Source organism: Pedomonas mirosovicensis, assembly GCF_022569295.1.
Taxonomy (GTDB): Bacteria; Pseudomonadota; Alphaproteobacteria; order Sphingomonadales; family Sphingomonadaceae; genus Pedomonas; species Pedomonas mirosovicensis.
Genome location: NZ_JAKFIA010000001.1, coordinates 298,374 through 319,157 on the forward strand (window position 1 = coordinate 298,374; position 20,784 = coordinate 319,157).

Sequence of the window (20,784 nt, forward strand, 5' to 3'; positions counted from 1 at the left end):
GTTTTTCGGGCCGCGCCTCTGTTTGCGCGCGAGCCTTCTGAACGTCTCTTCAAAGGGACGCGACCTTTATCACACGCACGTCCCGATAGAAGAAAGGGAGGTGCAGGAGGGACAAGTCCCTCCTGCGAAATTTCCCGAACAAACCATTAGAACCGGTATTCCACCGTACCCGTCACGGTACGCGGCGGGCCGTAGAAGGCGATGATGGAGTCGTTGAACAGCGCGCCGGGGAAGTTGTAGCCGCCGATGCGATATTGTTTGTCGGTGAGGTTCTTGCCATGCACGCCCACCTGCCAGCGGTCGCTGGCGGAGGTCCACACCAGGCTGAGGTCGATGAGCGCGAACTTCTTCTGGTCGAGGTTGGGGTCGGCCGCCTCGAACATGTGGTAGGCGCTGCGATAGGCGGTGGACTGGGTGAGGGTGATGTTGCTGCCGTTCGCCAGATCGCGGGTGTAGGTGAGCGTGAGGTTGCCGTTCCACTTGGGCGTGTTCTGGAACACGCGGGTGTCGGAGACGTCGACGAACTGGCCGGAGGCGAGGTCGTAGAACAGGAACTCCTTGAACTTGGCGTCGGTGTAGCCGAGCGCGAAGGCGGCCGAGAAGGCGTCGGTGAAGACCGCGCGGCCTTCCAGTTCGAGGCCCCAGATGCGGGACGAGCCCACGTTGTCGACGAAGCTGGCGATGGTGGTGCCGCCGGGAACCGGAACCTGGGTCGTCACCTGCTGGCCCTTGTAGTCGGAGTAGAACGCCGCGAAGTTCAGCGACAGGCGGCGATCGAGGAAGCTGCCCTTGAGGCCCGCCTCGTAGCTGTCCACGATTTCCGGATCATAGCCGTTGACGGTGTGCGGGGTGGAGACGGCATCGCCGCGCATGTCGAACCCGCCCGACTTGAAGCCCCGGCTGTAGGAGACATAGCCCATCACGTCGTCGTTGAAGTCGTAGTTCAGGCCGAGGCGCGGGGTGAACTCCTCGAAGGCCCGCTCGCGGGTATAGTCCGTGCGCTGCTGGAGGAAGATCGCATCCGGGTTGCCGAACTCGGGCGAGCGGATGCCGAGGTAGTTGGCGCGGAACACCGTGCCTTCCTTCTCGTCGCGGGTGAAGCGGCCGCCCACCGACAGCGCGAGCCTGTCGGTAATGTCGTAGCTCACATCGGCGAAGGCCGCGTAGCTCTTGGTGTCGACGCTGCCTGCGGTGAGCGTGGTCAGTCCCGCGCCGCCCAGCACGGTATCGAACGCGCCAGAGGCCGTGCCGTCCATGAAGTAGAGGCCCGCCACGGCCTGCAGCCGGTCGCCGGTGTAGAGCAGCTGAAGTTCCTGCGTGAACTGGTCGTCCTTGTAGAAGGCGGGGATGTCCAGCGTCGGCGCGGGGGTGTTGTCGAAGTCGATATCCGTGTCGCTCTCGCCTTCGCGGTAGGCGGTGATGGACTTGAGGGTGACGGCGTCGCTGACGGTCCACTCGGCGAGCATGGAGACGCCCTGGGTGATGACCTCGTTCTTGTCGCCGATGCCGGCGCGGGTGTCGTACACGTCGTCGATCACCTGCGAGTCCGGCGTTGCGCCGCTCACCTCGCGGTGGCCGTGGCGCGGGTTGGAGTCGTCGTCCGTGCGGTCGGCGGCGATGCGGATGAACAGGTTGTCCGACGGAGTGATCTCAAGGCTGAGGCGGCCCGCCACCACGTCCTTGTTGTAGTGCTCCGCGCCCGTGAACAGGTTCTTGCCGTAGCCGTCGCGCTTGTAGACCGCGAAGGCGCCGCCGATGGAGATGATATCGTTGATCGGCGCGTCGCCGGAGATCACCAGTTCCTTCTGGTCGTAGGTGCCGTAGGCGGCGCGGGCCTTGAAGTTGGGCTCATTGCCGAGGCGCTTGGTGACGTATTTCACCGCGCCGCCGATGGTGTTGCGGCCATAGAGCGTGCCCTGCGGGCCGCGCAGCACCTCGATGCGCTCGATATCGAAGATATCCAGCACCGCGCCCTGCGGCCGGGCGATGTAAACATCATCCACGTAGAGGCCGACGCCGGGCTCGAAGCCCCACAGCGGGTCCTGCTGGCCGACGCCGCGAATGAAGGCGATGAGCGTGGAGTTGGAGCCGCGCGCCACCTGCATGGTCATGTTGGGCGCGCTGTATTGCAGCGTGGTCAGGTCCGCCGCGCCGCGCATTTCCAGATCCTCCGAGCTGAACGCCGAGACGGCGACCGGCACGTCCTGCAAGGACTCCGACCGGCGGCGGGCGGTCACCACGATGTCGGACAGCTCGGCCGACTGGGTGGATGCGGTCTCCGGCGCCGGTGCCTGCGCCTGCGCCATGGCGGGCGCTGCGGAAAGGGTGGCGCTCGCCGCCCCGGCCAGCAGCAGGCCCTTGAGGGTCTGCCTTGTGTTGATGGTCATAACGTCCTCCCCTTGATCCTCTTGTTTTGGCTTTGTGCTGAGGTTGCGGTTGCCGCCCGCCCGGTGCCCTGCCGGGCGAAGTCCGCCACCATGCGGTTGAAGGCATCCGGCTCTTCCAGATGCGGCGCATGGCCGGAGCGGCTGAAGCCGTGCAACCCGGCCCGTGGCAGGCTGGCCGCGAGAAAGGCTGCGGTTTCGGGCGCGTAGAGCTGGCTGAGCGCGCCGTGGGCGATGAGCGTGGGCGTTGCCATGCCCGGCAGCGCCCCCCGGAAATCCTGCGCCAGCATGGAGGCCCACAGGCTCGCCATCACCGCGCCGTCGGCGGCGGCGATTTCCGCTTCCGCCCACTGGCGCAAGGGGCGGCGCTCGGCCTCCAGACCGTGGGCGAACAGGCGGCGGGCGATGCGCGGGGCAAGGCCCGGCCAGCCCGCGCGCATGGCCTTTTCCGTGCGTGCGGCCGGGCTGTTTTTCATGCCCAGCGCCCAGCCCGGCCCGCTCAGGATGCGCGGGGACATGTCCACCACCACATGGCCGGTGATGTGCGCCCCGGCCCCCGCCAGCAGCGCCGCCCACACCGCCATCGCGCCCATGGACCAGCCGACGGCCACCGCATTCTCCAGCGCGAGGTGGCGGCACAGGGCGAGAATGTCCCCCGCCAGATGATCGAGCGTGAGCGGCGCGTCCGGCGCGTTGGAGCGGCCGTGCCCGGCAAGATCGAGGCTGATGACGCGGAACTCCCGCGCCAGCGCCTGCCGCTGGGGCGCGAAGAACCCGGCGTGCGTCGCCCAGCCGTGCACCAGCAGCAGCGGACGCCCCGCGCCCTCGTCGTCAAAGACGAGCCTGCCGCCAGTTGCGTTCGCCAATTCGGGCACGCTGCCGCACTCCCTCCCCTGTCGCCGCCAGACGTGCCCGCCGTTTTTTCATTGGATTTTTTCGTTGTCGGGCGCGGCGCCGCCGGGTTAGCCCCGCGTGCGGCCGGTCTGGCGTTTTGCTGGTGCAATCATTTCGCGTTTTGAAACATGAGTCAACATTCAACTTCGGGGCTTGCGGCGAACGCCAAGGCGCGTCACAGTGCGGCCATGCAAGACAAGGCTCCCAGAACCGAGCGCGGACGGCGCACCCTGCGCCGCCTGCTGGACGCCGCCGCCGCCGAGTTCGGCGAGCGCGGCTTTCACGATGCCAGCATCAACGGCATCACCCAGCGCGCGGGCGCGGCGCTGGGCAGCTTCTACACCTACTTTGACAGCAAGGAGGAGGTGTTCCGGGCGCTGGTGAGCCACATGGGCCAGCTGACCCGCCAGTTCATCAACGAGCGAATCGGCGACGCGCCGGACCGGCTGACCGCCGAGCGCCGGGGCCTTGAGGCGTTCATCGAGTTCGTGCGCGCGCACAAGGACCTCTACCGCATCGTCATGGAGGCCCAGTTCGTCGCCGAGGACGCCTACCGCGACTACTATCAGGTGTTCGAGGAAGCCTACCGCCGCAACCTGTTGGCTGCCGAAGCGCGCGGCGAGATCCGCCCCGGCCGGGCGGAGGAGCGGGCGTGGGCGCTCATCGGCATGAACGTGTTTCTGGGGCTGCGCTACGGCGTATGGGCGGAGGACAAGAGCCCGGCGGAGATCGCGGCGGCCGTCGCCGACCTCATCAACTTCGGTCTCAGCCCCCGCACGGATGGACAATAGGCTTGCGGGCGAGAAGTAAGCCTTCGCCTTCGCCCGATTTTCCGGCACATTGGCGGGCAGGCTTCTGAGGAAGGGGCTCTGGGCAGGGGAGGCTCGGGGGTCGCAAGGTGGCTTTCGATCTGATCGACATCACCGCAAAGCGCGCGGCGCTGGGCGGCGGGCGGACGGCGCTGGTGGACGTGGCAAGCGGCCGCTCCGTCACCTACGCCGGGCTGGACGAGCGCGCCGCCCGTGCGGCCAGCCTGCTGGCGGATCTGGGCGTGGCCAGGGGCGACCGGGTGGCCGTGCTGTGCCGCAACCGCATCGCCTTCTTCGAGCTTCTGTTCGGCTGCGCCAAGCTGGGGGCGATCCTCGTGCCGCTGAACTGGCGGATGCCGCCCCGCGAACTCGGCATTCTTGTGGCGGACTGCGCGCCCGCGCTCCTCGTTTACGGGCGGGAGGATGAAGCCGCCGCCCGCGCGGTGGCGGGCAGCATTCCAAGCCTCGCCCTCGCTGGCGGCATCGCCGCCCTTGCCCTCGATGACGATGGCCCCGGCGGCTACGAGGCCCGCCTTGCCGCCTGCCCGCCCGCCATCTGCCGGGAAGTGTGGCTACAGGACGAGGTGTGGGTGCTCATCTACACCTCCGGCACCACCGGCGCACCCAAGGCGGTGATGCAGACCTACGGCATGGCGCTCGCCAACTACGTGAACCTCAGCCAGGCCATCGACCTGCGGCAGGGCGAGACCACGCTGAATTTCCTGCCGCTGTTCCACACGGCGGGCATCAACCTCTACACCCTGCCCGTGCTGATGAGCGGCGGGCAGGTGCTGGTGATGCCCGGCTTCGACGTGGACCGGCTGGTGGACCTGCTGGCGGACGGGCGGCTGGACACCATCTTCGCCGTGCCCTCGGTCTACCAGCAGCTGAGCCTGCACCCGCGCTTTAACGAAATCGACCTCTCCCGCGTGCGGCATTGGGGCTGCGGCGGCGCGCCGCTGTCGGACGCGCTGGTGCGGCTCTATCTCGCGCGCGGCGTGCGGGTGTGCAACGGCATGGGGATGACGGAAACCGGCCCCACCGCCTTCCTGATGGACCCGGAGAACGCGCCCGCCAAGGTGGGCTCGGTCGGCAAGCCGCAGCTGCTGTGTCAGGTAAAAATCGTGGATGCGGACGGGCAGGAGGTGCCGCAAGGCGAGCGCGGCGAGATCTGGTTTCGCGGACCCGGCATCACCCCCGGCTACTGGGGCAAACCGGCGGAAACCGCAAGCGCCTTCGCACCCCAAGGCTGGCTGCGCTCCGGCGACCTCGGCTGGCAGGACGCGGACGGCTATTACTACGTGACGGGCCGCATCAAGGACATGTTCATCTCCGGCGGGGAGAACGTCTACCCGGCCGAGGTGGAGAACGTGCTGGTGCAGCACCCGGCAGTGCTGGAGGCGGCGGTCGTCGGCGTGCCCGATGCCCGCTGGGGCGAGGCGGGCCGCGCCTTCCTTTTGCTGCGCCCCGGCGCGGCCCCGCCCAGCGAGGCCGAGCTCGCCGCCTTCTGCCGGGAGCGGCTGGCCGCCTACAAGGTGCCGAAAAGCTTCTGCGTGCTGCCCGACTTTCCCCGCACCGCGGCGGGCAAGATCCAGAAGCACCTGTTGCGGCAGGAGGCGCTGGCCTCGTGACCCGCCTCGGTTTGACGCGTACCTTTAACCAGCAGGACTTCGACCGCTTCGCCGCGCTCTCGGGCGACGCCAACCCCATCCACGTGGATGCAGGCTTTGCCGCCCGCACCCGCTTTGGCCGCACCGTTGCCCACGGCGTGCTGCTGGAGACCGTATTGCGCGGCCTTGCCGGGCAGCTCGCCCCCGGCCGGTGCGTGGCGGAACAGGCGCTGCGCTTCTCCGCCCCCACCTATGCGGACGAGCCCATGCGCTTCGAGGCGTGGAGGGAAGATGACGCCACCCTCGGCCTCAATGTCACCCGCGCTGCTGACGGCACCCTCACCTGCGACGGGCGCATGACGCTGGCCGAAGCCGCCGCCCCACGGCTCAATCCGCTGCCCGATCTGCTGCCCGCGCCGGACACCGCCGCCCGCCTCACCCCCGCGCCCTGCGGACCGCTGAGGCTGGGCATGATCGCCGCCCTCACCCGCCGCTTCTCTGCCGGCGACGTGGCGGAATACACCGCGCTGGGCGGCCACGCCCCCGCACCAGGCACCGTGCCCGAGCCGCTCATCGGCGCACTGTTTTCCACCCTCCTCGGCATGGAGCTGCCGGGCCTTGGCACCAATTACCTCAAGCAGGAAACCCGCCACCTCCGCCCCGCCCGCCTCGGCGAACCCCTGACGGCGCAGGTGGAAATCACCGGCCTCAGGCTGGAGAAAAACCTCGTCGATCTCGCCACCCGCTGCCACAACGCTCAGGACCGCCTGATCGCTGAAGGGCGCGCGCTGGTCTACGTGCGCGACGTCGCGCGGTAGAGCCGCGCCCTTCATCCGGCACAGAGCCCCACGGAGAGAGAGCGGCGGCTTGACCGGGTGCGTCCCGCAAAACGCAAGGGAGTGCAGGGGGCCCAAGACCCCCTGCAAACTTAAAACACCCCAACCAACAACCCTCAGGGCCGGGTGCGCTCGGAGATCCTTGGGCTGCGGCGCGAGTGGGTTCGCACATCCTTGTCCGGTGCGAGGCTCTGGATCGCGCCGCGCAGTTCGGCGCGGCGTTCGTGCACGGAGGCGATGACGCGGCCCATGGGCACGCCCAGTTCGGCCAGCAGGGTTTCGCCCAGTTGCAGGCTGGCTTCGACGGTTTCGGGCACGGCGTCGGTTGCGCCTGCGCGGTAGAGTTTGGCGGCCTGGTCGGCGTCCTGCGCGCGGGCGACGATGAGCAGGTCCGGCCGTTCGGCGCGGGCGAGGCCCACCAGCACCTCGACGGCGGCCGGGTGGCCCATGGTGACCACCAGCCCGGAGGCGGTGGCAATGCCGCAATTCCGCAGGAAGTCGATGTGGGCCATGTCGCCATAGTAGACCGGCCGCCCCTGGCGGCGCTGATCGGCCACCAGTTCGGGGTCGTTGTCCACGGCGATGTAGCGGATCTTGTGCACATCGAGGAGGGAGGCGACCATCTGGCCGACGCGCCCGAACCCGGCGACGAGCACCGGCGCGCCGTCCTCTCGCGGTATGGCCACCTGCGCCTCCTCCGGCAGGGCGGGGTTGCGGGCAGTGGCGCTTTCGCCGATGAGGCGGCCCAGCCATTCGAGGATGGGAATGAGCGCCATGGTGAGCACGGTGAGCAGCAGCGCATATTGGCCGGTTTCCGGCTCGACGAGGCGGTAGCCCAGCGCCAGGCTGAGGATGACGAAGGTGAACTCGCTGCCCGGCCCCAGCATCAGGCCGGCGCGCAGGGCCGTGTGCCAGGGAATGCGGAACAGCCAGCCCAGCCCGGCGACGATGGCGGCCTTGAGAGCGATGAGGCCGACGACCCCGCCGAGCACCAGCAGCGGGTCGCGGATGGCAAGGCCGAGGTTGGCGGAGAGGCCGATGGAGATGAGGAAGACGCCGAGGAGCAGGCCCTTGAACGGCTCGATGGTCACCTCGATCTGGCGGCGGTATTCGGTTTCGGCCAACAGCAGCCCGGCGATGAGCGCGCCCATGGCCAGCGACAGGCCCGCCAGGTAGGTGATGAGGCTGGCGGCCATCACCACCAGCAGGCAAGTGGCCATGAACATGTCGGCGCTGCGGGTGGCGGCCACCATGCGGAACAGCGGGGGCAGCAGCCTTCGCCCCAAAAAGATGAGCGCGGCGACGGCCAGCGCCGCCTCGACGATACCGATGGCGAACTGCTCGCCCATGTCTTCCCCGCCGCCGGCGCCGCCCCCGCCCGAGGCCAGCAGGCCGACGATGAACAGCACCGGCACCACCGCGATATCCTGGAACAGCAGCACGGCAAAGGCGGTGCGCCCCAGGCTGGAGGTCATCTGCCGCTTCTCCGACAGCACCTGGATGATGACGGCGGTTGACGACATCGCCAGGCCCAGCCCCAGCACCACCGCCGCCTTGGCCGGCACGCCGAGCATGGCGGCAATGCCGATGAGCACGCCCGCCGTCAGCGCCACCTGCAGGAGGCCGATGCCGAAGATGAGCCGCTTCATCGTCATCAGCCGCTCGAACGACAGCTCCAGCCCGATCATGAACAGGAGCAGGATGACGCCCAGTTCCGCCACGCCGTGGATGCCGGAGTGACCGGTGATGGTCATGCGGGCGAGCCAGGGCACCTCATTCGCCAGCGCGCCGAGGCCGAACGGCCCGACCGCCATGCCGACAGCCATGAACCCGATCACCGAGCTGATGCGAAGACGATAGAAGATCGGCACGACCAGCCCCGCCGCGCACAGCACGATCGCCGCGTCCTTCAGGCTGAGCAGTTGCAGCGTATCATTCATCGAGGCTCCATCACGCGACCAGCCTAAGTACCATCCGGAGCCGATGTTACACGGCAAATCCTGACGATTCTGTCTCTTTTCAGCATCGCCATTGCCGCGCCGCCCGGCCTGACGCAAGAGCCGTCATGGCAATAGGTAGGGCGTTGTTCGCGCGCGTCCCGATCGTCCTCTTGATGCGAGCGGCAACGGCTGGCACATCCTTGGCGTGTGCCAAAGGCCGCGTCTTCCGGCCTGCGCTGAAGCCCGAGGTTGCCGTCATGATTCCCGTCACCCGCCGCATCGTCCTTGAGGACGACGAGATCGAGGAAAGCTTCATCCGCGCCTCCGGCCCCGGCGGGCAGAACGTCAACAAGGTCTCGACCGCCGTTCAGATCCGCTTCAACGCGCACGCCTCTCCCGCGCTGCCCGACGATGTGTTCGAGCGGCTGGTGCGGATCGCGGGCAAGCGGATGACGCGGGAGGGCGTCATCATCATCACCGCCCAGCGCTACCGCAGCCAGGAGCGCAACCGGGAGGACGCCATCAATCGGCTGGTGGAGATGATACAGGAAGCGGCGGTGCGCCCCACCGTCCGCCGCGAGACGAAGCCCACCTACGGCTCCAAGCAGCGCCGCCTTGCTTCCAAGGCGAAGAAATCCGCAGTCAAGTCACTCCGCCAGAACAAGCCGGGCTTCGATTGACCCTTGCTCAAAAAAAGACCGCGCTTGAGAGCTGGAGGGCTCACATGCGCGGCCAGGGCCTTGGGGAGATGGAGGCCATCTCCGGGGAGGAAAGCAGGGTACCCGGCACGCGGAGGAGAGGACCGCCCCGCACGCCGGGCTTCCGGTGTGTGCCGGAAGAAACCGCCGACCGAACCTCGGCCGGCTTGAAGGTGATCTCGCGTGACCCGGACGATTGAGGGGGACACCGCCCGAACCACCGTTCGCTGGTTCGTGGCGGGTAATGCCCGAGTTGTGCGACGCTTTCGTTACGCACGGCAAAAATTTTCGTGACAGGCCAAAAATATGGGACCCAGCGGGCGCGACCTTCAGGCGGCGGTCAACCGCGCCGGCACGATGCGATTGAGGAGCGCCCCGATGATCCGCCGCGCCGCATCCCGGCGCTTTTCTGTCACCTCCGCCAGCAGGAAGCACAGGGTGACGATGAGCAGCAGGAAGCCCGTGAACACGAGCGCGTTGCCCTTTGAGTCGAAGCCCGCCGCCACCAGGAAGTGGGTCATCGGCCGGTGGAAGAGGTAGAGGGAAAAGGTGGAGCCCGCCGCAACCCTGACCGGCCGTTCGATGCGGGCCATGAGCCCGGCGAACCACGGCGCGCAGGCATGAAAACCGATGAAGTTGGCCATCACCAGGAGGCCCAGCAGGTGGTCGGTCAGCATCTTCTCGGAGGAGACCAGCCGCCACCAGCCCGATATGGTGGCGTGCAGCCAGGTCTTCAGCGCATCGTCCCACACGGCCGCGCCCATCCACAGGATGGCCGCCCATGTGGCCACCACCAGAGCCAGCCCGAGCAGCGGGCTTTTAAGGCGCAGGCGCGGATCAAGCGCGATCCACACGCCCATCGCCCACACCGGCGCGAGCGCGAGCACGCGCGGCCCGGCCAGCAGGGCGGCCAGCAGGAAGAACAGCCAGCGCCACGGCCCGCGGCCAAACACGAGGCAGCCGAACATCGCGTAGTAGAAGACCTCGTAGCAGATGGACCAGTAGGGGAAATTCCAGGGCAGGATCATCTCCGAGCCCCAGCTTTCGTTGAGAAAGAACAGCGAGCCGAGCGCGGTCAGCCATGAGAAGCTGGGGTCCGCCGCCCAGCCGGGCGCGTTGATGCCAAGCCAGCCCGCCAGGGCGTAGAGGGCGAAGCTGAGGAGGATGGCGGGAATGACAACCGGGTAGACGCGGGCAAGACGCGCCACCACGAAGCCGCGCAAGGACCGCCCCGGCCGTATGGTGGTGGAGGCGATGACCAGCCCCGACAGCACGAAGAACACCATCACCGCTTCATGGCCGAGGCCGTAGAGGAAATAGGGGCCGTGATAGAGGCCGTCGTCGGCGGCATGGCCGATGAGCACGGCCAGGGCCGCAAGGAAGCGCACGATATCCAGATAGACCGAAACCGGCCTGGTCAGGAACCTGCCGTCGCCTGCGGTTGGTGGCGTATTTTCCATGGGCTTGCCCGCACCCTATTGGAAGCGGAACGAGGCAAGGACCGTTTGGTTGCGCGCCGGGGCAATCTACCGGCTTTTCTCAGCCCTTGAGCCTTATGTCCTGCACTGCCTCCCCACGTGCATGGGACAGGCGCTCGAACAACGCGGCGATACCCCGCCGCGCCGCATTCCGGCGCTTTTCGGTCACCTCCGCCAGCAGGAAGCAGGCAGCCACCACCCCCAGCAGCAGCCCGGTGAAGGCCAGCGCATCGTCGCCCGCGCTCACGCCCAGCGCTTCCAGCAGCTTGGTCAGCGGGCGATGGAACAGGTACAGCGAGAAGGTGGACCCCGCCAGAAACCGCACCGGCCCTTCAATGCGCGCCATATGCGGAGCGAACCATGGCGCACAGGCATGAAAGCCGATGAAATTGGCCATGACGAGAAAGCCGAGCAGATAATCGGTCACCAGTTTTTGCGACATGTACAGCCGCCACCAGCCGGGCACCACGCTGTAAAGCCAGTTCTGCACGGTTTCATCAAGCTGGCTGGCATCGAGCCAGAAGACCACCGCCCATGTGGCCGCCACCAGCGCCAGCCCGAGCAGCGGGCTCCTGAGGCGCAGGCGCGGATCAAGCGCGATCCACACGCCCATCGCCCACACCGGCGCGAGCGCGAGCACGCGCGGCCCGGCCAGCAGAGCCACCAGCAGGAAGGACAGCCAGCGCCATTGGCCCCGGCCGAACGCCAGGCAGCCGAACATTACGTAGTAGAAGACCTCGTAACTGATCGACCAGTAGGGGGAGTTCCAGGGCAGGATCATCTCCGAGCCCCAGCTTTCGTTGAGAAAGAACAGCGAGCCGAGCGCGGTCAGCCATGAGAAGTTGGGGTCCGCCGCCCAGCCGGGCGCGTTGATGCCAAGCCCGCCCGCCAGGGCATAGAGAGCGAAGCTGAGGAGGATGGCGGGAATGACGACGGAATAAATGCGCGCCGCCCGAGCAATAATGAATGCCTGCGCGTCCCGGCCTTTCCGCAGGGATGTCTCGGCGATCACCAGCCCGGAGAGCACGAAGAAAATCATCACCGCTTCGTGGCTCAGGGTCGTGAGGATATAGGCGCCGTCGTACAGCCCATCCTGCACGCCATGGCCGATCAAAACGGACAGCGCCGCCAGGAATCGCACAAGGTCCAGGTAGACGGAGACCGGTTTTGTCAGGAACCGGTCATTTGCAACTGCTCCGCTCGCCATAGGCTCCCGCATCGCGCCCCAGCATATTCCGCACGCGCTACGACCGTGTGCACCATGGGCCGAAGCCTTGGTAAGCAATGCATTTATACTACAAAAAACGTTATTCCGCCGCAACGGTTACGGCAGGCAAGCGTGAACCGGCAAGGCCGGAGCGCATGCGCCCCGGCCTTGGCCCTGGTGCGTCAGTTGGCCTTGCGGCGGCGGAAGACGGCCATGCCGAGCAGGCCCGCGCCCAAAAGACCGAGCGCCGCCGGTTCGGGCACGGCGGCAACATCGGCAATGATGCTCACATTGTCGACACCCACGTTCAGGAAGAACTCGGTTTCCGCCTGCCCAAAGCGCAGGCGATAGGTTTCGCCGGGCGTGAGAAACGGGGTGAGATCGAAAGCATAGCTGGTATAGTCGTTCGGGTCATCGCCCGCGTCCACGTCGAGGTAGAGGTTGGCGATCACGCCGTCTTCCGTGTCAAAATCATCCGCATCCGCCGTGAGGATATCGACGCGGGCGTGCTGATTGTCCTCCACCATGAAATCAAGACCGGCGGGGTCCACGATCGGGCCGACGTTCGACCAGTCGTTGACGAACATCTGGAAGGTCAGCGCCACGCCCGTGGCATCGAACGGAACGGTGAAATCCTGAATCAGAACGTGCGCGCCGGGATTGTTCATATCGGACACGGCATAGAAGGAGCCGCCCGCCGGATTGTCCGCCGTCGGATTGTCGGACAACGGCAGGTGGATGCCGGGCGTCTCGACAAGCCAGGTTCCGCCGCTGTCTTCCTGGTTGTTGACCGTCCAGCCGGCGAAGGTGCCGGTTTCGAAGTCGCCGTTCTCGATCAGCTCGACGGGTGCCGCACCGGCAGGCAAAGCAAAGCCAAGAAGGACGAGAGTCGCAACGAGCGTATTATGCTTTCGCATTATAATTTTCTCCTCTATCCGCCGCCAGACAGGGAGAGCGCAAGATTCATGCCCAAGCTGATTCTCAACGGATTAGCCGTGGAGCGGGGCAAGCAGCGTCAAGAATTCCGACGGTTGGCTGACGCGCAAACCGACCCGAGAGCGTGGTAATTCCAGCGATTTCAGAGGGGAGAATGTGGTGCCCGGGGACGGAATCGAACCGCCGACACAGGGATTTTCAATCCCTTGCTCTACCAACTGAGCTACCCGGGCGCCGAAGCGGTGGCGGGTCTATAGACGATCCTGATCGGGCTTGTCCAGCGGCCTTTCAGCTTCATCGTCATTTACTTGGCCGGGGACGCTATATGCCTCCCCCAGCCAGTTCAAAAGGTCGCGATCCCGGCACGGGGCCGAGCAGAACGGACGGAACTGGGGAACGGCGGGCTTGCCGCAGATGGGGCATTTAGACGGGCTGGACATGGACATGCCCATACCCCGGAAGCCCCGCCTCCGCCAAGACCTCGATTCGCGCGCCCGCCGCCACTTCGGCACGGGCCAGCAGATCGGGCCAGCGGCTGAGTTCGGCGGCGACCTCCGGCGGGGCATGAATGCGCCGCACGCCCGCGCCGCGCGCCAGTACCGCCTCGCGCATGAGGCGCAGCGCCAGCGATTCCGCCGCCCACTGGTTGCGGCGCATGCCGCACAGGAGGTCGATGACGGAGGGGCCGGGGCGCGGGCGAATCACCTGCATCAGGCCATAGCCGTTGATGGCGGTGCGCTCGAACGGGGTGGGGTCGGCCTTGGCGACGGCATCAAACGCCTCGGCCACTGCCACCCGGTCCGCCTTGGCGTCGCTTCCCAGAAAATCGATCATCACCGGCCCGCCGATGGCGTAGAGCCGCAAGAGCCGCGCGACGGCCTTCGCCGCCGCTACGTTGATATCAAGAGCCCGCCCCGTGCCGTCCACGTCGATCACCAGCCCGGCGCGGGTGCGCTCCAGCGTGAGCAAGCCGCCGGGGAAGGAAACCTCGCCGGAGACCGCCGCATCCAGCGCCTCGTCCACGCCCAGTTCGGCAGGCAGGCGCTCCACCCGGCGCACGGGCGCGCCCGAAGGCACCCACTCGGGCGCAGGGGTGATGAGCCCCGGCGCGCTGGCAGTTGCGCCAAGCGCCGGGCGGGCATGGGCCGGTTTCATCTTGCCGGGTTCCGGCAGCGCGGGGCGCGTGATTTCCACCGCCAGCAACTGTCCCTCGCTCAAGGCCGGCGGCACGGGCTGGAGATAAGCCTCGACGCCGCCACCCACACCGGCGCCCAGATCAACAACGGCGCGGTTCGGCCCCGCCTTGCGGCGCAGGCGCGCGCCGAACACGGCCCCGGTTTGCACCGGGTCGGTTTCATCCCGAATCAAGCGGAGTTCAAGAAGGGTATCGCCCTCGACAAGCACGGCGCGCCGTTCGCCCGGCAGCGCCTCGATCAGCCACTCACCCGGCATTTAGACCACTGGCGGTCAGCAGCGCGTTCGCCTCGTAAAGCGGCAGGCCGACGACGCCCGAATAGGAGCCGGACATCGCCCGCACGTAGGCCGCGAACCGGCCCTGGATGGCATAGCCCCCCGCCTTGCCGTGCCACTCGCCGGAGCGGATGTAGGCATCGATCTCATCGTCCGCCAGCCGCTTGACGGTAACGACGGTATCCGACACCCGCTCGCGCCGCTGGCCGCTGGCGTCGATGACCGCGATGGCGGTGTAGACATGGTGCCGCCGCCCGGAGAGCAGCCTGAGGCAGGCGCGCGCTTCGGCTTCCGTTTCCGCCTTGGGCAGGATGCGCCGGCCGACGGCCACCACCGTATCGGCGGCCAGCACGATGGATTGGGGATGAAGGCTTGCCACCGCCTCCGCTTTTTCGCGGGCCAGGCGGGCGGCATAGGGACGCGGCAGCTCGCCCTTTTGCGCCGTCTCGTCGATGTCGCTGGGGACAACGTGGTCCGGCCGGAGGCCCAGCTGCGCCAGCAAATCGAGGCGGCGCGGGCTGGCGGAGGCGAGGATGAAGGCCACGTTATTTAAAGCGATACGTGACGCGACCCTTGGTCAGGTCGTAGGGCGTCAGTTCCATGAGCACCTCGTCGCCCACCAGAACGCGGATGCGGTTCTTCCGCATCTTGCCGGCGGTGTGGCCGAGAACCTCATGGCCGTTCTCTAGCTTGACGCGGAACATGGCGTTGGGAAGCAGTTCGACAACCTGCCCCCGCATTTCAATCAATTCTTCCTTTGCCATTCGCTTGTCCTGGCAGTTTGGCTCCGAAATGGCGGTCAGATGATGCATTAGCGCATTAAATGCAAGAGGAAGCGCAAGCTTCGCAAAAACATCTCGCATATGACGCCGGTGTTGCCCTTGGGTTGCACGGACTGCAGGCGCGAATAATGCCGCGTATTGACCGGTTACGGCATGGACGTAAGCAGGCGGTCGCCTTATGAACAGGCCGCCGGATACTGGGCCGGATATTGGATAGGATGAAGAAATGACGACCGAAGGACTGGTCATGGCCCTGCCCAAGGGCCGCATCCTGAAGGAAGTGATGCCGCTGCTGCGCGCCGCCGGAATCGAGCCGGAAGCCGCCTTCCATGACGACAGCAGCCGGGCGCTCCATTTCGCCACCAATATTCCCGGCCTTTCCATCATCCGCGTGCGCTCGTTCGATGTGGCGACGTTCGTGGCCTTCGGCGCGGCGCAGCTGGGCGTTGCCGGCAACGATGTGCTGATGGAATTTGATTACCCGGAAATCTACGCGCCGGTGGACCTGAAGATCGGCAAGTGCCGCCTGTCGGTGGCCGAGCTGGCCGACCTCAGCCGCGAGGACGACCCGCGCACCTGGAGCCACATTCGCGTCGCTACGAAATACCCCAATGTCACCCGCCGCTATTTCGCGGCCAAGGGCGTGCAGGCCGAATGCATCAAGCTGAACGGCGCGATGGAGCTGGCTCCGACGCTCGGCCTGTGCCGCCGCATCGTCGATCTGGTCTCGACGGGCCGTACGCTGGTGGAAAACGGCCTCATGGAAGTGGAGACGGTGGCCGAGGTCAGCTCGCGCCTCATCGTCAACCGCGCAGCCTTCAAGACGCGCGGGCCGGAGTTGATGCCGTGGATCGAGAAGATCCGCGCGCTGGTGGAGGAGCAGTAAGGTATGACGTTGCGTCTGGATGTCCGCGAGCCCGGCTTCGAGGCCGCCTTCACCGCGCTGGTGGAAGACCGGCGCGAAGCCCCGACCGACGTGCGCGACGTGGTGACCGCCCTCCTCAAGGACGTGCGCGACCGGGGCGACGAAGCCCTCATCGACTACACGAAGAAATTCGACCGCATCGACCTGCGGAAAACCGGCCTTCAGGTAACGCGCGAGGAAATCGAGGCGGCCATTGCCGCCTGCGAGCCCGAGGTGCTGGCCGCCCTCAAGCTGGCCGCCGAGCGCATCGCCGCCTTCCACGCGATTCAAAAGCCGGAAGACAAGCAGGTGACGGATGCGGCGGGCGTGACCGCCGGGTTCCGCTGGTCCGCCATCGATGCCGTCGGCCTTTATGTGCCGGGGGGCTCGCCAGCTATCCGTCGTCGGTGCTGATGAACGCCGTGCCGGCGAAGGTGGCGGGCGTCCAGCGCCTTGTCATGGTGACGCCAACGCCGGATGGACGCCTCAACCCGTTGGTGCTGGCCGCGGCGGACCTTGCGGGCGTTGATGAAATCTACCGCATCGGCGGCGCGCAGGCGGTAGCCGCGCTCGCCTACGGCACCAAGAGCATCCGCCCGGTCGACAAGATCGTCGGCCCCGGCAACGCCTTCGTGGCGGAGGCCAAGCGCCAGGTGTTCGGCCTCGTCGGCATCGACATGATCGCCGGGCCCTCCGAAATCCTCGTGGTGGCGGACGGCGCCAACAACCCCCTCCACATCGCGGCGGACCTGCTCAGCCAGGCCGAGCATGATGTCACCGCCCAGTCCATCCTCATCACCGATGACGCCGCCTTCGCGGATGCCGTCATCGAAGCGGTGGAGGCCACCATCCCCACGCTCGCCAGCGCCAACGTGGCGCGCCAGAGCTGGAACCGCTTCGGCGCGGTCATCCTCGTCGACAAGCTGGAGGACGCGCCGCCGCTCATCGACCGGCTCGCGCCCGAACACCTGGAACTGGCTGTCGCCAACCCCGCCGCCCTCATGGCGAAGGTGCGCCACGCCGGCTCCGTGTTCATGGGCCGCCTGACGCCCGAGGCCATCGGCGACTACCTCGGCGGCCCCAACCACGTGCTGCCCACCGGGCGGCGCGCCCGCTTCTCCTCGGGGCTTTCGGTCACCGACTTCATGAAGCGCACCACCTTCCTCTCGTGCAGCGAAGACGGCCTCAAGGCCATCGGCCCCTCCGCCGTGAGTCTCGCCACGGCAGAAGGCCTGCCCGCCCACGCACGGTCGGTGTCTGTACGGTTGGGGGAATAGGGTTTTGATTGAAGGGGGTCTCGGACCCCCTTCACCCCCATTCGTCTATCGGGCCGTGGTTTCGGCGCTTATTTGGATAAATGTTCTCCAAAATTTTATCCAAATAAGCAAATCGCCGCTAATGGGATTTAAACGTTCATTGAGAGGTTTTTGCCTATCTCAGCTAGGGTGGTAGCGGACACCCCCAAAATCGCGCTGTAAGGTGCCTCTACGGGGCTTTACGGGCCATGCCAGTCCATGGTCTCGCCCCGTTTGGTTTCGTGCCAACAACCGAAGGCTTTGATGATACGACCGCGCCCTTCAGGACTCGCGGCGGGACATGGCACGCACGGCCCTTTCACTTCCAAAGGAAAAGCCCGCACCCCGTCCCGCTCGCACGGCCCGAAAAACGAAAGGGAGTGCAGAGGGTCCGAGACCCTCCGCAAGAACCCAAAACACCCATAACAATCAGCGCCGCAAGGTGAACCGCAGCACGAGCCCCGTATCGTCCTGCCCGGCTGCGCCGTGGCCGGCATCGAAGCGGTGGAAGCCGTGGACGGCCATGTTTGCCCTCTCCGCCAGCGGCAGGGCGTAGACGGCCTCCAGGTCGATTTCCCGCCCGGTGGGGGGCGAGGTTGACGCGGGTTGAGCGGTATGCGGTGACGCCTGAATCATAAGAGTAGGCGGCAGGCAGGGCGATGTTGGCCATGGCCTTCTCGACGCGCAGCGGCTGGGCGAGGAGGAAGCCAAAGCTGTCCCCCGGTCGCCAGACATCGTTGCCGGTGAGGCTGAATTTCCAGCTACTGGTCCACACGTCGCCATCGGGTGTGAGAAGCGCGCCCTGGGCGGTGTCCAGCCGGGTGCGGCCCATGGCGGCATCGGCGGTAAGGCTCCAGCGGGGGCCCAGATCGATGAGCGCACTGAGGCCCATGCTTGCCGTGCGCGCGCCCGCCTTGAAGCCGAAGGCCCCGGCGCTGCGCGCGCCGAGCACGCTGCCGGTCTCCTCCATCCAGCCGAAGGAGAGGCCGAGTTCGCCCCATGCCATCGGCCGGGTGAGCAGGCTTTTCAGGGTATTGATCCGCGCCCGGCCGTCGGCCACCAGTGGGCTGGCGCGCGCGCCCCGGTCCAGCTCGGTGCGGCTGGCGGCCATGCTCCAGCGCCATTGGCCAAGGGGAACGCTGGCGGCGGTGGTGACGGGCGGCTCGGCGGCAACGCCAAGGCTCTCGCCCACGCGGCTGCCGTAGGAGAGGAAGGGCATCTCCGCTTCGCTTTCGCCGCCAACGGCGGAGAGCAGGTCCTCCGCGCTGCGGCCATAGCCGAAGGCGAGGCGGCGGCCCTGGGCAAGGTTGAGGCTGAGCCAGCCATCCGCACCCGGCTGGCGCTGGAAGGCGAGCGTATCGTCGGCCATGCCGAGCCGGTTCCACACGGCGGCCTCGGGCACGCGAACGCCGGCGAAGGAGAGCGCCGCCTTGTCGTTGCCGAGCGTGCCCGCGCTGCGGCGGTTCTGAAGCGCCAGGCGATAGACCAACCCGAGGCCGGGCGAGGAGGCGCGCACCGTGGGGCTGAGATCAACGGCGTAGGCGCGGTCGTACATGTCCAGCACAACCGTGTTTGACAGCGCCGCGCCCAGCTCTCCGCCGTCGCCGAAGGCGCTGCCCAGCGAGACGTTGGCCGCCGTCAGCATCACCGGCGCATCGCTTCCGGCCAGCGAGGTTTCCCCCTGCGGCTCGAACGCGCGGCCGATGTTGATGAGCCCCCGGCCGTAGATCGCATCAATGCCCGGCGCGCCGAGGTCCGTCGTGGTGCGGTAGAGGAGATCCACCAGATCCGCCGCCGACAGGTTGGGAAAGGCATCGGCCAGAAGCGCGATGGCCCCGGTGACGTGCGGGGCCGCCGCCGAGGTGCCGCTGACCAGCACGGGCTGGCCGCCGATATCCGGCACGTAGATGCGCTCGCCGGGCGCGACGACGAACACGTCGCGGGCAATGCCGGCCCGGTTGCTGAAGTCTGAGATGACGTTGTTCTCATCCACCGACCCGGCGATGATGACCAGCCCCCGCGCCGCGGAGGACCGGGCAATCTGCGCCATGTCGCCGGGATCGGACTGTCCCTCGTTGCCGGCGGACAGGACGATGATCGTGCCCTCGGCCGTGGTCCGGCTGACGGCATCGTTCAGCTGCAGGCTGGTCCCTGCCCCGCCCAGCGAGATGTTGACGACGCGGGCGTCGTTGGCGCGGGCGAGATCCAGCCCCGCCGCGATGGCGGTATCGGGGAAAGAACAGTCGCCATCGGCGCAGCTGCCGGGCGAATCCGCCCGGGCGACCAGCAGGGTCGACTCGTAGGCAACGCCATGCATTCCCGCGTTGTCGCGCGCCGCGCCGATGATGGCGGCAACCCAGGTGCCGTGGCCGTATTCGTCCTGGATGGTGCGGGTATCCGCCACGTCGCGGCTGGCCGCGTGGATACGGCCTGCGAATTCCGTGTTGCCCGTGTCGATGCCGGAGTCGATCACCCCCACGGTCACGCCACTGCCGGTGGCGTAGTTGCTGTAGGCGGGAATGGGGTCGATGCGCGCCAGCCCCCAGTTGCGGCGATATTCGGCGGTATCGAAGGTTTCGGGGGAATGGGCTCGGGCGTCGGGTCCGGCGCGGGGCTGGGCTCCGGCCCCGAAGGGGGCGGCGGCTGGGGCGCGGGCGATCCGCCGCCACCACCGCCACCGCATGCTGATAAGAGTGTTGTCGTCAGTAAAATGGCACTACGCCACCAACGCCGTTCCACCACGCCTCACCCCTTCCCGTTGCCTGCGGGCGTGACAGGGCAGATATCCGCCTGTCACGCCTCCGTTGGCTCCGAAGGTAAAACGCAGTTATTGCCAAAGTTTATCCGGCCGACGATTCCGACATGAGATTTTGTGTCGCCCACAGCGCGGCCTGGGTGCGGTTGGCAAGGCCCAGCGTCTTCAGGATGGCCGAGACATGGATGCGAACCGTGTTCTCCGACATGCCGAGCGTGGTGGCGATCTCGGCGTTGGGCTTGCCCTGCGCGATGAGGCGCACCACCTCCAGCTGGCGGCGGGTAAGCAGGCGCAGCGCCGGGTTGCGTCGGCCGCCGCCCGCGCCGGCGCGAGTCGCCTGGCGGCTGCGGAGCTGCTCGCCCACGGCGGCGATGATAAGATCCGGCCGGTTGCGCCATTCGGTCAGGATGCGCGCCTCGGCTGCCGGAATTTCAATTTCGGAGGCCTGTCGCATGTCCGCCAGCAGAACGGCCCAGGGATTGCCGCTGGCAAAGCCCGCCGCTGCCGCAGCCGGCGCATCCGCCAGAAGGCGGATGCCGCAGATGATGGGCATGCCATTAGGACCGGGGGGCGGCGTGGTGGGCAGGCTGTCAACCGTCACGCCGGGAAACGCCGCGCCGAGGATACGGCTCACCGCCTCCCTGACCAGCCAGTCCTCCGACGCGACGATCAAAGCGTCCCGATAATCGCCCGAACGGAGCCCTGAGCGGAAATCCTGATCCATATCCATACGCACGTTCCCATACATCAGTTACTAAAACGCCTTTCGAACCGCCCTACGGCGAA

17 protein-coding genes, 1 tRNA gene and 1 pseudogene are annotated in these 20,784 nt (G+C 67.1%); 6 read left to right on the forward strand and 13 right to left on the reverse strand.

Features of this window, described 5'->3' with window-relative positions:
- Nucleotides 1–146: 146 nt before the first annotated feature.
- Both L0C21_RS01420 and L0C21_RS01425 read right to left on the reverse strand, forming a co-directional pair.
- Nucleotides 147–2,387, reverse strand: coding sequence for a TonB-dependent receptor (locus tag L0C21_RS01420; RefSeq protein WP_259276680.1), 2,241 nt, complete (start codon nucleotides 2,385–2,387; stop codon nucleotides 147–149).
- Nucleotides 2,384–3,259, reverse strand: coding sequence for an alpha/beta fold hydrolase (locus tag L0C21_RS01425; RefSeq protein ID WP_259276681.1), 876 nt, complete (start codon nucleotides 3,257–3,259; stop codon nucleotides 2,384–2,386). Before L0C21_RS01425 ends, L0C21_RS01420 begins: the two co-directional genes overlap by 4 nt.
- 207 nt (nucleotides 3,260–3,466) lie before the next feature.
- Between L0C21_RS01425 and L0C21_RS01430 the strand changes: the two genes are divergently transcribed.
- From L0C21_RS01430 to L0C21_RS01440, 3 genes are all read left to right on the forward strand, one after another.
- Nucleotides 3,467–4,069, forward strand: a complete 603-nt coding sequence (locus tag L0C21_RS01430; RefSeq protein WP_259276682.1) for a TetR/AcrR family transcriptional regulator — start codon at nucleotides 3,467–3,469, stop codon at nucleotides 4,067–4,069.
- 107 nt (nucleotides 4,070–4,176) lie between these two features.
- Nucleotides 4,177–5,718, forward strand: a complete 1,542-nt coding sequence (locus L0C21_RS01435; protein WP_259276683.1) for an acyl-CoA synthetase — start codon at nucleotides 4,177–4,179, stop codon at nucleotides 5,716–5,718.
- Nucleotides 5,715–6,515: a MaoC family dehydratase gene (locus tag L0C21_RS01440; RefSeq protein ID WP_259276684.1), complete on the forward strand. Its 801-nt coding sequence runs from the start codon at nucleotides 5,715–5,717 to the stop codon at nucleotides 6,513–6,515. Before L0C21_RS01435 ends, L0C21_RS01440 begins: the two co-directional genes overlap by 4 nt.
- Nucleotides 6,516–6,649: 134 nt before the next feature.
- Here the strand turns inward: L0C21_RS01440 and L0C21_RS01445 are convergent, their stop codons facing one another.
- Nucleotides 6,650–8,473 (reverse strand): cation:proton antiporter domain-containing protein, encoded by a 1,824-nt coding sequence (locus L0C21_RS01445; RefSeq protein ID WP_259276685.1) that lies wholly within the window; start codon nucleotides 8,471–8,473, stop codon nucleotides 6,650–6,652.
- 200 nt (nucleotides 8,474–8,673) lie between these two features.
- On the opposite strand from L0C21_RS01445, the gene arfB reads away from it, so the two are divergent.
- A complete protein-coding gene (gene arfB, locus L0C21_RS01450; protein WP_374940213.1) occupies nucleotides 8,674–9,153 on the forward strand; it encodes an alternative ribosome rescue aminoacyl-tRNA hydrolase ArfB in 480 nt (159 codons plus the stop codon).
- 347 nt (nucleotides 9,154–9,500) lie between these two features.
- Here the strand turns inward: arfB and L0C21_RS01455 are convergent, their stop codons facing one another.
- From L0C21_RS01455 to infA, 8 genes are all read right to left on the reverse strand, one after another.
- On the reverse strand, nucleotides 9,501–10,631 hold the full coding sequence (locus L0C21_RS01455) for an acyltransferase family protein (protein WP_259276686.1): 1,131 nt from the start codon (nucleotides 10,629–10,631) through the stop codon (nucleotides 9,501–9,503).
- Between the two features lie 79 nt (nucleotides 10,632–10,710).
- Nucleotides 10,711–11,856, reverse strand: a complete 1,146-nt coding sequence (locus L0C21_RS01460) for an acyltransferase family protein (protein ID WP_259276687.1) — start codon at nucleotides 11,854–11,856, stop codon at nucleotides 10,711–10,713.
- Nucleotides 11,857–12,038: 182 nt separating this feature from the next.
- On the reverse strand, nucleotides 12,039–12,773 hold the full coding sequence (locus L0C21_RS01465) for a PEP-CTERM sorting domain-containing protein (protein WP_259276688.1): 735 nt from the start codon (nucleotides 12,771–12,773) through the stop codon (nucleotides 12,039–12,041).
- Between the two features lie 176 nt (nucleotides 12,774–12,949).
- A tRNA-Phe gene (locus tag L0C21_RS01470) sits at nucleotides 12,950–13,025 on the reverse strand.
- 18 nt (nucleotides 13,026–13,043) lie between these two features.
- Nucleotides 13,044–13,244: a DNA gyrase inhibitor YacG gene (locus tag L0C21_RS01475; RefSeq protein ID WP_374940214.1), complete on the reverse strand. Its 201-nt coding sequence runs from the start codon at nucleotides 13,242–13,244 to the stop codon at nucleotides 13,044–13,046.
- Complete coding sequence (locus L0C21_RS01480; RefSeq protein WP_259276689.1) at nucleotides 13,216–14,244, reverse strand: ribonuclease E/G; 1,029 nt, start codon at nucleotides 14,242–14,244, stop codon at nucleotides 13,216–13,218. The genes L0C21_RS01475 and L0C21_RS01480 overlap by 29 nt, the downstream gene beginning before the upstream one ends.
- Nucleotides 14,234–14,806 (reverse strand): Maf family protein, encoded by a 573-nt coding sequence (locus tag L0C21_RS01485; protein ID WP_259276690.1) that lies wholly within the window; start codon nucleotides 14,804–14,806, stop codon nucleotides 14,234–14,236. The genes L0C21_RS01480 and L0C21_RS01485 overlap by 11 nt, the downstream gene beginning before the upstream one ends.
- Nucleotide 14,807: 1 nt before the next feature.
- Nucleotides 14,808–15,026, reverse strand: coding sequence for a translation initiation factor IF-1 (gene infA / locus L0C21_RS01490; RefSeq protein ID WP_259276691.1), 219 nt, complete (start codon nucleotides 15,024–15,026; stop codon nucleotides 14,808–14,810).
- A gap of 244 nt (nucleotides 15,027–15,270) precedes the next feature.
- On the opposite strand from infA, the gene hisG reads away from it, so the two are divergent.
- Together hisG and hisD are read left to right on the forward strand one after the other, a co-directional pair.
- Complete coding sequence (gene hisG, locus L0C21_RS01495) at nucleotides 15,271–15,930, forward strand: ATP phosphoribosyltransferase (protein WP_259276692.1); 660 nt, start codon at nucleotides 15,271–15,273, stop codon at nucleotides 15,928–15,930.
- 3 nt (nucleotides 15,931–15,933) lie between these two features.
- Nucleotides 15,934–17,225 (forward strand): annotated as a pseudogene (hisD, locus tag L0C21_RS01500) (histidinol dehydrogenase).
- A gap of 337 nt (nucleotides 17,226–17,562) precedes the next feature.
- Here the strand turns inward: hisD and L0C21_RS01505 are convergent.
- Both L0C21_RS01505 and L0C21_RS01510 read right to left on the reverse strand, forming a co-directional pair.
- Complete coding sequence (locus L0C21_RS01505) at nucleotides 17,563–19,926, reverse strand: S8 family peptidase (RefSeq protein ID WP_259276693.1); 2,364 nt, start codon at nucleotides 19,924–19,926, stop codon at nucleotides 17,563–17,565.
- A gap of 157 nt (nucleotides 19,927–20,083) precedes the next feature.
- The gene (locus L0C21_RS01510; RefSeq protein ID WP_259276694.1) at nucleotides 20,084–20,728 is read right to left on the reverse strand and encodes a helix-turn-helix transcriptional regulator; all 645 of its coding nucleotides are present in this window, start codon (nucleotides 20,726–20,728) and stop codon (nucleotides 20,084–20,086) included.
- Between the last annotated feature and the right edge of the window lie 56 nt (nucleotides 20,729–20,784).

Bases quoted from the DNA above. Each gene is read 5' to 3' on its own strand.
- L0C21_RS01420 (WP_259276680.1), bottom strand. From the start codon at position 2,387: ATGACCATCAACACAAGGCAGACCCTCAAGGGCCTGCTGCTGGCCGGG.
- L0C21_RS01430 (WP_259276682.1), top strand. From the start codon at position 3,467: ATGCAAGACAAGGCTCCCAGAACCGAGCGCGGACGGCGCACCCTGCGC.
- L0C21_RS01445 (WP_259276685.1), bottom strand. From the start codon at position 8,473: ATGAATGATACGCTGCAACTGCTCAGCCTGAAGGACGCGGCGATCGTG.
- L0C21_RS01455 (WP_259276686.1), bottom strand. From the start codon at position 10,631: ATGGAAAATACGCCACCAACCGCAGGCGACGGCAGGTTCCTGACCAGG.
- L0C21_RS01460 (WP_259276687.1), bottom strand. From the start codon at position 11,856: ATGGCGAGCGGAGCAGTTGCAAATGACCGGTTCCTGACAAAACCGGTC.
- L0C21_RS01465 (WP_259276688.1), bottom strand. From the start codon at position 12,773: ATGCGAAAGCATAATACGCTCGTTGCGACTCTCGTCCTTCTTGGCTTT.
- L0C21_RS01475 (WP_374940214.1), bottom strand. From the start codon at position 13,244: ATGGGCATGTCCATGTCCAGCCCGTCTAAATGCCCCATCTGCGGCAAG.
- L0C21_RS01480 (WP_259276689.1), bottom strand. From the start codon at position 14,244: ATGCCGGGTGAGTGGCTGATCGAGGCGCTGCCGGGCGAACGGCGCGCC.
- infA (WP_259276691.1), bottom strand. From the start codon at position 15,026: ATGGCAAAGGAAGAATTGATTGAAATGCGGGGGCAGGTTGTCGAACTG.
- hisG (WP_259276692.1), top strand. From the start codon at position 15,271: ATGACGACCGAAGGACTGGTCATGGCCCTGCCCAAGGGCCGCATCCTG.
- L0C21_RS01505 (WP_259276693.1), bottom strand. From the start codon at position 19,926: ATGCGGTGGCGGTGGTGGCGGCGGATCGCCCGCGCCCCAGCCGCCGCC.
- L0C21_RS01510 (WP_259276694.1), bottom strand. From the start codon at position 20,728: ATGGATATGGATCAGGATTTCCGCTCAGGGCTCCGTTCGGGCGATTAT.